The sequence below is a fragment of the Paenibacillus sp. LS-5 genome, assembly GCF_056121505.1.
The window spans coordinates 21838-35268 of the sequence record NZ_JBWAVA010000021.1 but is presented as its reverse complement, the minus strand read 5'-3'; the positions used below and the strand labels follow the sequence as shown (position 1 = coordinate 35268).

The window sequence follows — 13431 nt, the reverse complement described above, 5'->3', positions numbered from 1 at the left end:
GAATGGCACTTCACTCCATTCAACGATACTCCAACTGAAGATTATGGCTGTCAAAATACACGAGATCCCCACTGTCATAATGCCAAACCGCCTGCAGGTGTGTAGGTTGTCTAATACCGTTAATCCACTTGTAATCCTTCATAAGCGCGGACCATCGCACATGCTGCTTGGAGCCATCCATTCCGACGGCGGTGCGGTCGTCCGTAGTGAAAGACAGACATTCTCCCTGGTCATTAAAGCTGAAGATTCCAGTAGCCGTAATCCCATAGCACGAAATGATCGCCTGGGCATGATGATTGTCAACGGGGACCCAAGTGATGTAGCCCTGTATGGCGGCACTCGGCAGCCAGAGAGTTTCCGACAAAAAAGTAACCAGACTCGCCTGATCCATCTCTACGCCAAGCTGGTTAAAGAGCGTGAATGTCTTGCCCAGGACGCCTTTCATACTGCCGGTACCCTCTATATAGGAATCAAGTCCTTGAAAAGGGATGCCGTATAGAGCCGTCTCGATCAGGGCGATTCTGGTGAGGGGCCGTACGAAATTGTACTGCTTATAATCTATGGACACAGCAGGTTTTTTGGGGGACAGGATGAAGTCTACTTTGTTAAATACGGCTTTCATCGAGGACATCTTAGGCTTGCCGGTAAACCCGCTGCTCTCAAAATACAACCGGACAGGGGGAGGAAGCAGCTTCCAGTCCTCGTTAGTGAATGCATCATTCGGGATGGGAGGGTTGGCGAGGTTCCTGTCTGCTATCCGCCGGAATTCTGCTTTGGTTGTGGAATAGGGAATCTTGAAAAAAACAATCGTGGCCGCTGCGGCGCCAGCCAGAATAAATATAAGGGTCATATGTTTCTACTCCTTTTCTTCACCCGATGAAGTTGTCTCCATTCGGGTAATGTTCTCGGTAAGCCTGGTTAATCCGCGGTATAAACCTTCGGTTAGCCCGTGGTCGAACGACTGGAATAGTGCGTCCATGAAACCTGCTTCCCGCTCATTTCTTCCCGCAAAATAGATTCCGCATTTCTCGGTCAACTGCAGCCTGAGGATACGTGCATCTTTGCTGTCCTTGGTGAGCGTAATGAACCCCTGCTTCTCGAGCAGTAGGGCCATCTTTTTTACATTTTGCCGCGAACTGCCGATCATCCCGGCGACATCACTTAAGGTGGGGGAGGATGAACCACTCTTCAGAATGACTGCGATCAGCAGCCACTGCTTCATGGTTATTTGATCGTCCAATTGATCCCCCAGTACCTGAAGACGGTTGGCAAGTGTCAGTACAGCACCCAGAATGTAAGCCTGCTGCTCCTTTTCGTCCAATACGATTCAGCTCCTCTAATTAATAAGGTAACCTGTTACATAAATATTATATGTAATAGGTTACCTATTTGTCTATATGGAATGATGGAATGATCTTCCCGTCGCTTTGTACTCTCTTGATTAAATATGTTTACAAAATGTAAAAATTAGCAATTACATATACTATTCCATAATTTACTATGTTATTCTATTAGCGGCTATTCAGGCCTAATTCTATTAAAGAGAGTGGAGGAATGAAGAATGTTTCTAAGCTTCCCGCGTTTGCGCAAAACCTGGACGAGCCTGGCCATGGCCGCTTTACTTGCAGTGGCAGTGGGTATCCAGCCGTTAGAGGTGTATGCTGAAGGACCTTCCGATCCGGCACCGAGCATCACGCCAGCTTCGGCCAACGGCAAGAAAGTATTGTTCGACAATACGCATGCACAAACTGCAGGTGCGGCAGACTGGGTGATTGATGGCGGGTTCTCGGATTTTGCGAACGGGCTGGCAGCCGCAGGCTACTACGTCAAAGAGCTGCGAAAGAGCACGCCAATCACCTTATCAGATCTGTCTGGCTATGACGTATTCATCATTCCCGAGGCGAACATTCCATACAAGACATCGGAACAAAGCGCGCTGCTGAGCTACGTGCAAAGCGGGGGAAGCATTTTCTTCATTAGTGATCACTATAACGCAGACCGGAACAAGAACCGCTGGGACGCTTCCGAAGTTTTCAACGGTTACCGCCGGGGGGGCTGGTCGAATCCGGCTGCTGGAATGAGCACAGAGGAAGCGGCTTCACCAGCCATGTCCGGGGTAGCAAGCTCCGACTGGCTGTCCACGAACTTTGGTGTGAGGTTCCGTTACAATGCTCTTGGCGATGTGACAGCAGGCAGCATTGTGGCTCCTGCACAAGCATTCAATATTACAAGCGGTGTATCCAGTGTGGCTGTTCATGCCGGTTCAACACTTGCGATTACCAATCCTGCAAAAGCAAAAGGAATCGTATATGTTCCAACGACAGCTCCCGCCTGGTCCAGTGCAGTGGATGCCGGTGTGTATAATGGCGGCGGAGTCGCGGAGGGGCCCTTTGTGGCTGTATCCAAGGTAAGTGCCGGCAAAGCAGGATTTATTGGTGACTCCTCCCCGGTTGAGGATGCTTCGCCTAAATATAAAAGAGAAGAGACCGGGGGCACCAAAACGACCTATGACGGCTATAAAGAAGCGGATGATGCCACTCTACTGATCAACATGGTGAACTGGCTTGCCACACCGGAGAGTTACACAACGCTCTCAGCCGTATCCGGACTTACTCTGGATTCAGCTACTTCGTTATACAGTTGGGAAGCGCCTGCCAGTTCCACTGAACCGCAGGCCGAACCTTGGGCGGCACCGGCTTCAGGCTATAAATGGTATGATCCCTCTACTTTCAAAACCGGTTCCTTCGGTGCTGGAAGCTCTACCGTTCCTACAACACCGGGTTATACTTTCGGCCATCAGGCGACCCTTCCGAACCATTATGAGTTCGAAGTAGAAGTGAAGGTCTCCGGACTAACACCGGGCTCCACCACTACCGGTTACAGCCTTGGAATCTATACCAGCTCGGGTACGCAGGTGGCGAAGGTGAAGAATAGTGACGGTTCATGGCCTTCATCCTACGGCTACAGCTCTACCTTCGCCCTGACGGCTGACTCTAGCGGGGTGGCATCCAGAATTTTAACGGTAACCATCAATCCAAACACAACCGGGGCAGGCAATATGCGGCTCCGCTTAAACAGCACTGCAAAATACACAGAGGCAGTGACAATCGCGGACGTTCCTGTCGAGTAATTCCAACTAAATGGTAGAACTGAAGCTCGGGGGATGGCTTAACGCCTTATCCCGGGCTTTTTGTGTATTGTTATACTGTTTCGCTACATCCAGAGACTGAGGCAAAAATGCGCTTGGAGACCGTTAAGCGGTTTATCCGCCGGGAGTATAATGAAGCAGCACCAGAGGAATACATATCAAGTTTATATTCAGTTTAAACTGGACATTTATGATCCCAATATATTAGTTGACTAGGAGGAACGGCAAATGAATCAAATAAAAAAAACAGCTTCGCCACGAAGGGACTTGGCTATCGAAGCGGATGGGCTTGTCAAGGTTTTTGGAAATAACCGGGCGGTAGATGGCGTGAACCTGCAGGTGGCAACAGGCTCAATATACGGTGTGCTGGGACCTAATGGGGCGGGGAAGACAACCGCCATCCGGATGCTGGCTACGCTGCTGAGACCGGATGGAGGATCCGCCAGGATTTTTGGGCATGATGTGGTGAAGGAGCCGCAAATCGTGCGTCAGCTGATCGGAGTAACAGGACAATATGCTTCCGTGGATGAATCGCTGAGTGCAACCGAGAATCTGGTGATATTCTCCCGGCTGCTCGGGCTGGGGCGTGTTGATGCACGACGTAAGGCAGCTGAGCTACTGGAGGAGTTCGGTTTGACGGAAGCGGCCAAACGTCCGCTCAAGAATTTCTCCGGCGGGATGCGCCGGCGGCTCGATCTGGCGGCAAGCCTAATTGCGCAGCCGCCGCTTATTTTCCTGGATGAACCCACGACGGGTCTGGACCCGCGCACGCGCAATCAGATGTGGGATACGATCCGCCGTTTGATTCAGTCTGGTTCAACTGTACTTCTGACCACACAATATCTGGAAGAAGCAGATCAATTGGCTGACCGGATTGCTGTTATTGATCATGGCCGTGTAGTCGCGGAAGGAACGGCAGATGAGCTGAAATCATCCGTGGGCACATCTTCCCTGCAATTAAGGGTACAGAAGCCGCAGGACAACGGCATTGCCCGTCAGACGGTTGAACGCGTGCTGAAGGTGCCTACAAGCATATCAGCGGAAGCGGCGCTTATTACTGCACCGATGGCGAATGCCGATCTGGTTACGGATCTGCTGATTGCTCTCCGTGCGGCTGGGATTTCACTCGCGGAGCTGAGTGTACAGAAGCCAACGCTCGACGAGGTTTTTTTGAGCATCACAGGCCATGGAGTAGAGGAGAAATCCATTCCCGCATCAGGTACATCCAATCAAATGGAGGGACAGTCAGTATGAGTACATTCATTAAGCCAGGTGCTGAGCGCCAATTGAAAAACCACTCCAGCTTCAGACAGTCGGTACGCAACTCACTAACCATGGCATACCGGGGACTGTTAAAAATCAAACGCACCCCTGAGCAGTTATTTGACGTCACGCTGCAGCCAATCATTTTCACTCTGATGTTCACCTATATTTTTGGCGGGGCAATCTCTGGTGATGTCCTGAATTATTTACCGGTCATCATCCCCGGCATTCTCGTTCAGACTGTAATCACCACTTCGATTGTTACCGGTGTCCAGCTGCGTGAGGATATGGAAAAAGGCGTCTTTGACCGCTTCAAATCGCTGCCGATCTCGCGGATTGCCCCGCTGGCCGGAGCGCTGCTTGCAGACACTGTGCGGTACACGATCGCAACGGTGCTTACCTTTGCAATGGGATATCTGCTCGGGTTTCGCCCTGAAGGCGGTATCGGGTATGTGGCCATCGCGGCTCTGCTCGTGATTGGGTGCTCGTGGGCTATCAGCTGGATATTTGCCTTCTTTGGAGTCATTGCCCGGACAGCTTCCAGTGTGCAGGGGATCTCTATGATCGTGCTGTTCCCGCTTACGTTCCTGTCGAATGCTTTTGTCCCGGTGGATACGCTGCCGGATTGGCTTCAGTGGTTCGTCAAAATAAACCCGATTTCCCATCTGGTCACTGCAGTCCGTGAGCTCGTCAACTCAGGAACTGTGGGCTCGGATCTCGTGTTCTCCCTTGTCGGTGCGGCGGTCATCGTAGCGATATTCGCACCGATCACGGTGCGTGCTTATATGCGGCGGACGTAAGGGGATGGAGCGTTAGGAAGACATAAGTCAGACAATATGGAGCCTTATCCTCGGGGATAGGGCTTTTAATTTTGAGAAATTTACAAATAAGGCTGTGAAAAGGTCCCTGAAATTACCATTACTAGTATATGAACATTCAGGGAGTGACCCTCTATGCCAAGCAAGATCGCAGTACACAAGCCGGCAGAGCCGCTGGCCGAGACGAAAAAGAGTTCTGCACAAACCCCGATTACAGACAAAGCGGCGTTGAAGCCGCTGCTGCGAACACCGCTTGAGCTGAAACGGTTAACCAACCGCCTTTTAACAGCCCCGGAAACAGTGACATCCGGTGAGTTCAATATGCTCACGGGAGTCATTGGCCTCCGCAGTGCTCTTATGCTGCTCGATAAAGGCAAGCGGAACAAGGAAATAGCAAAACCTGTACCAGATTCAACCCCGAAAGCATCACAGAACTCATCTGTCCCTCTTTCAAGCTCATCGGTACCTCAAGAGTCCCCATCAACGATTCCATCCGATAAACCGGCCGGAGTTCGGGTATTTCAAGCTACAAGGAAAACGTCTCAACCTGGATACGAAGCGGAAAACAAACCAGAGAACAAACCAGAGAACAAATCAGAGAACAAATCAGAGAACAAAGCAAAGATGGTCAAAGTAGAAGCCAAACGGGAAAGAAAAGTGGAGTCTAAAGCAGAGGTAGAGTCAGCAGACAGAATTGAAGCGAAGGCGGAGGCTAAGCCAAATGTGAAATCAGGCAGCAAAGCGGAAGCAAAGCCGGAAGGGAAGTCAGCAGTCAAGCCAGAAGCCAAGCCAGAAGCCAAGCCAGCTCTTCCAGCGCCAAAGTCTGCTGCCTCAGGTCCATTGTCCGCTGGCCTGCCGCTGCAAGCCAGAAAGGCACCTGCCAAAGCACCTGTTGTAAATATTAAAGGCGGTAATCCTGGCAGTGTGATTCAGCAGCTCGGCAGCATTGCTCCATCCGAAATCGTCGGGGCGTATACTCAAGCATTGAATGTCTCGGCAGGAGCGCTGGAGCAGCAAAGACAGCAGGCTGAGAAGGCGTTGCCTGAAATTCCGACACCAACCGGAATCGCCCCCGGCAAAGATATTGAAGCTGCTAATCCCTCGAAGCGGGCAGCGGCAGATCCGGTGCGGGTAACCGAGCTGCCAGCTTTTCAGAGTGGGAAACAAGGCGGAGATCCTTCCCCAAGAATGACTAGCTTGCCTCAGGGCTCAGAGGAGGCAGATCCTGACCAAATTATGGCGGAAGCCAGCCAATATGCTGCGAATCCGCCGGAGATTGGACTGACAGGTGAAGCGGACCCTTCCCAAGTGGAGAGCTTTCGCACAGAAGCTGCACAGCACGTACAGACTGCGCAGCATTCCGAGCTTGAGCAGACCCGGCAGGATTTCGGAGAGGACCGGATTCTGCCCAAGCCGGATGCGGCCATTCTCAAGTCCGGGCACAGCATCCGCCCCGTGACCCCGCCTGCTTTTCAGCTGAGATCAACCGGTGTCATCCCCCCAGATGTTGCAGGTTACCTCAACCCTCATCTGGAGAGTTCACTTCAGACTTATATGGAGAATAGCCAAGGGGAGTATCAGAAAGGGAAGGAACCTTTTGACAGTGGAATCACAACTGCCAAAAGCGACACCAAGGCCGAAGTAGAACGGCTCAAAACAGAAGCTTCAGAGAAGCAGCGAAGCGAGCAGACTGCAGCCAAGGCAGAGGTCTCAGGGTACCGGAGCCAGTGGCAGGAAGAGATCAAGGCTACCAGCGGTGAGTTTGACCGTGAAGCGGGCACAGCAGCAGCAGAGAAGAACAAGGAAATTACCGGAATCAAGGATGAGAAGGAAGGCGAGGTCAAGCAAAAGCTGTCCGAAGCCGAAACCGAATCCCGGAAGGAATATAAGAACACGAAAAACCAGGCAGATGAGAAACAAAAAGAAGGTGAACAAGAAAAGAAAAAAGCCAAAAACCCTTGGGAATGGATCAAAGAAAAGGGAAAGCAATTAGGGGACGCCATCAAAAAGGGCATGAACTTCCTCTTCACCCAGTTGCGTAAGGCCGTCAAATTTATTTTTGACAAAGCCAAGCAAGCTGTAGTGGGGCTGATAGAGCAGGGCCGGAAGCTGATAGTCAGCGCTATTAAGGGATTCGGGAAGCTGCTTAAGGGATTAGCCAATAAAATTTTTGCCCGGTTTCCGGGCATTGCCAAGCGGATCAACGGCTGGATCGACCGTGCAGTGAACAAGGCGGTTCAAGCCGTCAATACTGCCGCAAGTCTCCTGAAGAAAGGGGTTAGCGCTGCCCTGGATTTTATGGGGAAAACAGTGGATAAGCTGTTCGCTGGTGTCCAGTCACTGTATAACAAAATATTGTCGGGAATCGGGAAATTCCTGAACGGCGATTTTAAAGTGAACTTCGGCAAGTTTCTGGAGATTGCACAGATCGCTGCTGAGATTGCTGCCGCTTTTGCAACGGGGGGAGGCAGTGTCCTGGCTCAAATCATCACTTGGCTGACTTCGACACTTCCTAAGCTGTTGCGTCAGGCGAATACGGTCATGACTGTAGTTAATACATTGCGGAATTTCAAAGTGCAGAATGTGAAGCAGTTCCTGAATCCGGCGGGAATGGGCGGTTTTCTGGTCAAGGGGCTGTTCGGAGAACTTAAGCCGTTGCAGACGGGCCAAGCCGATGACAAGGACAAAGACGCTGGCAAGGCCCCGAAAAACGGAGGCCAGGAAAAAGGACTGATGAAAGTCCTGCAGCTCCTTCAGAGTGTGTTCGAAATTCTGCAAAAGACCGTCGGCAAGGTTGCAGGAGCCATCAACAAGGCTTTACCGGTAATCAATATTTCCAATAAATCATGGTTTAACCCGTTCAGTATCGCTTATGCTGGGGCTGTTCAGGCCCTGGAAGTCATACAGAATCCTGCCGGGATGCTGAGTGAGGGGGCGGGCAAGCTTAAAGCAGCGGCTGGAGGCTTTTTTAAGGGGATTCGGGAAAAGGTAACCGAGGCTGCCAGCGGGATCAAAGCGAAAGTGCAGCTGCTCGGGAAACCGGCTCAGCTCATGCCGATCTTGGCCAACAAAGGCGTGGATATGGTGCTGAATTTTATCATTTCTAACCCGCCATCAGCACTCATCAAAGCGGTATTCAAAGGAATTGAAGCCGCCTCCGGCCAATCCCTGGTTGAACTGATCCGCCAGCATATTCCGTTTGCGGACAAGCTGATCAACAAAATCGCAGAGTCCGGTCCGGTACAGGGCCTGCTGCAGCCGCTTCAGGCGCCAGTGGAAAAGGTAGGCGGAATGATTGACGAAGCTACAGAAGGAGCGACGGCCCTTGTCGATGATGCCGAATCGCAGACGGTGAATGTCTTCGGCAATGGCACGAAGCTGCTGGCTAATCTGTCCGGTACGACAGGCGGGGGAAGCAAAGACAATTCAGGCAAACAAGATGGGCGAAAAGCCGGCGGCAAGGCAGGCGCTGTCCCTAATGAAGCCTCCGGTGATTTCCTCGGAACCATCAAAGGGGGGATTCACTCCCGGCTGTTAGCTTTCGGCAAGCAGCTGTTGAAGTCAGGAGTTAACCTCGTGGTAGCTGGAGCCAGCAAACTTAAGAATGCTATATCCGGCCTGCTGGTCAACTTCAAAATCGGCAAAGCAAGCCACAAGCTCTGGGTCGAAAAGAGCGGCACCGGTCATGTCGTGAAGATGGCTAGTAAAGAAAAAGAAATCCCGGATGTAATAAAGGAATCGAGAACTATAGCGGAGAAATTGAAAGGTGAAGAAAAGAAAAAACTGGGAAATTCAACGGAGCAGCTTCAGCAGAAAAACCAGAAGATCCAATCCGAAAAAACAGAACAGGTGACAAGCAAGCAACTTGAAACATTAGTCTCTGATTTGTCAGTGATTGAGCCCTATTTGGAAAATGTAGGTGGGGATGCTGAGGAGACTGGTGAAACTAAAACATATCCTGATGGAAGTGTTAGGGACTCAAAAGGTAGATTCGCAGGCAGTAACGGTACGGTTCCAGGTACTCCTGGTGTGGATAAAGCAATTCAACAAATAAAAACGGACCCTAAATATAGGGGGTATGAAGTTGTTGGTACTGAGATATCTGTAAAGAGTTCTGATGGAACACTTAGAAGATATGATGTTGTAGTAAGGAAGCCAGATGGTACAATAACAGGTATAGAAGTGAAAAGTGGTTCGGCAACAAGAACGGCACAACAAAAAAGGATTGACAACGAACTTAATGCAAATGGAGGTTTACCAACCACTGGTAATAGGGCTAAAGAAGCGGGCGTAACGAGAATTGATTCTGTCGAATTAATAACAGTGAAGTAGGTGATGAAATCAATGCCATTACAATCAACAATTGAATCTACACTTGATAGTCTTATTATTGGTCTTAGCCCTTCTCTTCAAGAAATGGGCTTTGACCTAAAGAAAAAAAGGTCTTTTGTTAAAAAACTGAAAGAATGTAATCAAGAACTAAATATTCAATTTCGTCATATTAAAGGTCAGGAAGCCGGTTATATTGCGCTTTTCCCCAATATCATCTTTGAGGATATTGGAAAAATGACAGCCTTTCTTAGAAATGAAAACCATAAGAAAGGATGGCCTACAGTTGCGGCTAATATTGGGAATTTACAAGAGAATAGAGAGTATTTGGAATGCCCCCTTGTTTTGACGAGTAATATTCAGGGGTTAATCAATTTACTACAAGACCAAATTGTTAATATAGCGAAACCATTTTGGGATGATTATTCAACGTTAGATAACCTAATAAATGGTTACGAAAATTTCGATACTCGTCTTACAATAAGTGGTAATACGTATATTTGGAATTTGATTGCTGCATATTGTTTAAAACACGAGTACGAAAAGGCTATTCACACCTTAAGAAATTGGGATATCGGGAAACCATCAGTCGAACTTATAGAGGGAACTTTGAGTAAAATAAATGAACTGTGGAGGGAACAATGATATTTGAATCCCAAAATGGCATACGGAAAGAAGAAATAAAAACGACAGAACTGGAAAGTTACCTCATGAAAATTAACGGCACTACAAATTCTTATGCCTTCTTAGAAAAGCAAGATGGTAGTTACATTCAAGTTGGTGGGGGCCCTATAGAATTTACAGTTGAGATAAGAAAATACCTTGAGAATGGAAAGTTTATTCACAGTAGAGCGAGTAAAAGGAACTCAATTTTTTCAGGAGCAACACAATTAATAATCTCTGGTACAGTTGTTACGTTACAAATCAATCAAATCTTAAATTTGGAGGAAGTAATTCTTCTATTTAACTCATATTTGAATGGCGATGAGTTTTCATCGTTTGTTGACTGGGTCCACATTACTGAAATGTTTGCATAAAATACCCTTCATCAGATTAGGGGCTACCCAGTGCCGAATGAACACATCATTCAACCAATAACACATATAACCCATGTAATACCAATACCAAATTTTTCTGAAAACTGATGTACGCACGTGTTGTTCGAAAAGTATACCGCAATAACGCAATAGCATTACATGAAAACAGGTCACTTTTGTGCAGATAGCACCTTTGCTGATCTGTTTTTCATTATGTTCGTTATCTTGCGGATTTTTCAAAAATTATCGCAACTGTACGAATGGATGAAGCGATGTATACATTGTCAGATATCTACTAAGCATTTCAACCAACGGGAAGGTCATGTGTTAATGGCTAGCCACCTGCCCTCTAATTAAGCCCGAAATTCATTAAAAATTTCGGAGGGGGCGGCACAAGAACAGGTGACAAGCAAGCAACTTGAAACATTAGTCCCTGAATTGTCAGTGATTGAGCCCTATTTGGATAGAGTCGGGGGGAATGCTGAGGGGACGGGTGATGGTAGCAGAAGAGCACCTCACTTAAAAAACATTGACGAATTTTTATCGGGAAGAAAACCGTTTGATGAAGTTCTTGATGACTATGCTAAGCATTATGTTGATGTAATAAACATTAAAGGGTGGTCTTGGGAGAAAAGTATTGTTGGAGGAGATAGTCTAACCGCTAAGCAAAGAAAGTTGATAAAAAGTAAAGCCGAGGAATTAAATCTCATACCTAAAATTGAAGTGATTTTGAAAGTCCTGGGGTGGTAGTGCATACTGACGAGCTCCCAAAAGATTTGTGGAAAAAAGGTGATACAGAGCAGTTTGATTGGTTGAATAATAATCTTCCGAAAGACATAAGGAAACTGGTGGAAAACGGAACGTATACATGGCACCATTCTGAAGTGCCAGGGAAAATGCAATTGGTTCCTTATGGGATTCATAACATTACAACTCACAATGGAGGAAGGTCTACTGGAATGTGGGCTGATGCGGCAAGATGAACAAGAAGGAGGAATTAAGTATGCAAATAAAACAAGAGTCAATAATTTATCCGTTACCGTCTGATCAACTGTTATCAAAAGAAGAAGATTTTTGGAGAGTAGAATTGCCATTAGTGTATAAAGAATTTATTAAAATAAATAATGGGGGAATTCCAGAAATTCGTTCGTTTATTTGTAATGATCATAGCTATGTAATTACTAGATTTTTATGCATTCTTGAGGAACCAACAGAAAATGAATTTGGAATATTTGATATTGACGCTACTAAATCTCAGCTTGATGAGAGACTAATTGATAATGAAGATTTGATAGGGGTTGCATTATTACCAATTGCTGTTCTATTTGCTGGTGATTTTTTATGCTTAGATTTTCGTGAATCAAGAAGTAATCCTAACATTTGTGTGTGGGATCATGCAAATTCTGGAGAATTCGACCCAGTAAGCTATCGTGTTGCGGATAGTTTTGAAGATTTTGTATCAATGTTAACTGATTAGAAGAATTAAGGTTACTCAGTACCGAATAAACCCATCATTCATACATGAACACCTATAAACTATATAATATAGATGTGAACATCTCCTTATATTGGTTGTACGCTTATTGATGCTTTAATTTCATACACTAAATAATGTTTTTTGTCACATCGAACAGGTCGATTATGGTCATATACCACCATGATTGACTTGTTTTTTGTTGTCTTCGCTTTCTTGCGGATTTTTAAAATAAACGCAACTTTATGATTAGATACCCCGATGGATATAGTGTCGAGAGCAACGCAACTAATTTTCAAGATAGTACGACAACTAAATTATCAGGACTTAACAGAACATTTCTCAACGGGAAGGTCATGTGTTAATAGCCACCTGCCCCTCTAATAAGGAGAGGGGGCGGCACATGAAAGGGGTCACTGTATCCATAGACCGTATTGTCATTGACTTCACAGGAGTATACTGGGACTTCTTCAATCCCTTCATGCGCTCCGAATATGCCACTTCTACGGAGTCAGGATGTATACGGAGGAAAAGGGCTTTATCTATCACATCAATATCAATACCGGAGAAGACTTCTTGCATATCTCATACCAATTGGCTTTTGCCATAAAGTCTAGGAAGCACACTCTACGAATCGAAGCGTACCCCGAGTCATTGGTACATTTCAAAGATTGGCTGATGCAGATTCAGACAAAAACCAAGGAAAGAGTATTACCATCGGAAGCTAGCGGAAGGTAAGACTAAGAAGCAAGCCCTTATGTTCATCATGAGAAGGCTCGTCAACATCATCAACAGCATGATGAAGCACAAGACAGAGTATCGGGCGGCGGCTCACATAACAGAACGCCAAGCAAGCTGATATAATGGTGGTAATTGGAAGAACCAGCTACCACCTTCTTTATTCCCCAGTTTAAGATTATAACTTAGGGGACGGATTATACTGGAGGAAGAACTCAAAAGGAATTAGTTGATTTGGCGGGTGTTCCTTCACATGGGGGAAGAATTGAGGCTCAGGGCATAAAAGAGAAAGATATAGGGTTGGATTTAGAAAGTCAAGGTAAGTTAGGAAGAATTATAAGGGATCCAAAGGCAGATAAGGGGGCTGAATTTATTGATGAAACCACTGGTCAAAAGTGGGATATAAAGAGTTTTGAATCTTATCCCAATGGTCATACTTCACCTAAAGAGGGTGCCTTTACAGTTAATAATGCAATGAAGAAAATATACAAGGAATTTGAACGAGGACATAACGTAATAATTGACAAGCGAAATCTGACTCCAGAGCATGTCGAACAATTAAAAGATGCAATTCAAAAGGAGGGAATATCAGTCAGGATAATTTGGTATCCCTAAAAGGAGGAA

General features: G+C 46.9%; 12 protein-coding genes. 10 read left to right on the top strand and 2 right to left on the bottom strand.

Features of this window, described 5'->3' with window-relative positions:
• Positions 1-19: 19 nt before the first annotated feature.
• Both AC0MA3_RS23130 and AC0MA3_RS23125 read right to left on the bottom strand, forming a co-directional pair.
• Positions 20-850 carry a DUF6544 family protein gene (locus tag AC0MA3_RS23130; RefSeq protein ID WP_474657977.1) on the bottom strand — a complete coding sequence of 277 codons (831 nt, stop codon included), beginning with the start codon at positions 848-850 and terminating at the stop codon, positions 20-22.
• 6 nt (positions 851-856) lie between these two features.
• Positions 857-1321, bottom strand: a complete 465-nt coding sequence (locus AC0MA3_RS23125; RefSeq protein ID WP_474657976.1) for a MarR family winged helix-turn-helix transcriptional regulator — start codon at positions 1319-1321, stop codon at positions 857-859.
• A gap of 240 nt (positions 1322-1561) precedes the next feature.
• Between AC0MA3_RS23125 and AC0MA3_RS23120 the strand changes: the two genes are divergently transcribed.
• The 10 genes from AC0MA3_RS23120 (at position 1562) to AC0MA3_RS23075 (ending at position 13422) form a co-directional block, all read left to right on the top strand.
• Positions 1562-3130: a DNA-binding protein gene (locus AC0MA3_RS23120; RefSeq protein ID WP_474657975.1), complete on the top strand. Its 1569-nt coding sequence runs from the start codon at positions 1562-1564 to the stop codon at positions 3128-3130.
• A gap of 246 nt (positions 3131-3376) precedes the next feature.
• Positions 3377-4402, top strand: a complete 1026-nt coding sequence (locus AC0MA3_RS23115) for an ATP-binding cassette domain-containing protein (RefSeq protein WP_474657974.1) — start codon at positions 3377-3379, stop codon at positions 4400-4402.
• A complete protein-coding gene (locus tag AC0MA3_RS23110; protein WP_474657973.1) occupies positions 4399-5211 on the top strand; it encodes an ABC transporter permease in 813 nt (270 codons plus the stop codon). Before AC0MA3_RS23115 ends, AC0MA3_RS23110 begins: the two co-directional genes overlap by 4 nt.
• A gap of 153 nt (positions 5212-5364) precedes the next feature.
• Positions 5365-9561, top strand: coding sequence for a hypothetical protein (locus tag AC0MA3_RS23105; RefSeq protein WP_474657972.1), 4197 nt, complete (start codon positions 5365-5367; stop codon positions 9559-9561).
• 12 nt (positions 9562-9573) lie between these two features.
• Positions 9574-10203, top strand: a complete 630-nt coding sequence (locus tag AC0MA3_RS23100; protein ID WP_474657971.1) for a hypothetical protein — start codon at positions 9574-9576, stop codon at positions 10201-10203.
• On the top strand, positions 10200-10595 hold the full coding sequence (locus tag AC0MA3_RS23095) for a hypothetical protein (protein WP_474657970.1): 396 nt from the start codon (positions 10200-10202) through the stop codon (positions 10593-10595). The genes AC0MA3_RS23100 and AC0MA3_RS23095 overlap by 4 nt, the downstream gene beginning before the upstream one ends.
• Positions 10596-10997: 402 nt before the next feature.
• Positions 10998-11345, top strand: a complete 348-nt coding sequence (locus AC0MA3_RS23090) for a hypothetical protein (protein ID WP_474657969.1) — start codon at positions 10998-11000, stop codon at positions 11343-11345.
• The gene (locus AC0MA3_RS23085) at positions 11339-11578 is read left to right on the top strand and encodes an HNH endonuclease signature motif containing protein (protein WP_474657968.1); all 240 of its coding nucleotides are present in this window, start codon (positions 11339-11341) and stop codon (positions 11576-11578) included. Before AC0MA3_RS23090 ends, AC0MA3_RS23085 begins: the two co-directional genes overlap by 7 nt.
• Before the next feature lie 20 nt (positions 11579-11598).
• Positions 11599-12072 carry an SMI1/KNR4 family protein gene (locus AC0MA3_RS23080; RefSeq protein ID WP_474657967.1) on the top strand — a complete coding sequence of 158 codons (474 nt, stop codon included), beginning with the start codon at positions 11599-11601 and terminating at the stop codon, positions 12070-12072.
• A 969-nt stretch (positions 12073-13041) separates the two neighbouring features.
• On the top strand, positions 13042-13422 hold the full coding sequence (locus AC0MA3_RS23075) for a hypothetical protein (protein ID WP_474657966.1): 381 nt from the start codon (positions 13042-13044) through the stop codon (positions 13420-13422).
• Positions 13423-13431: the final 9 nt, after the last annotated feature.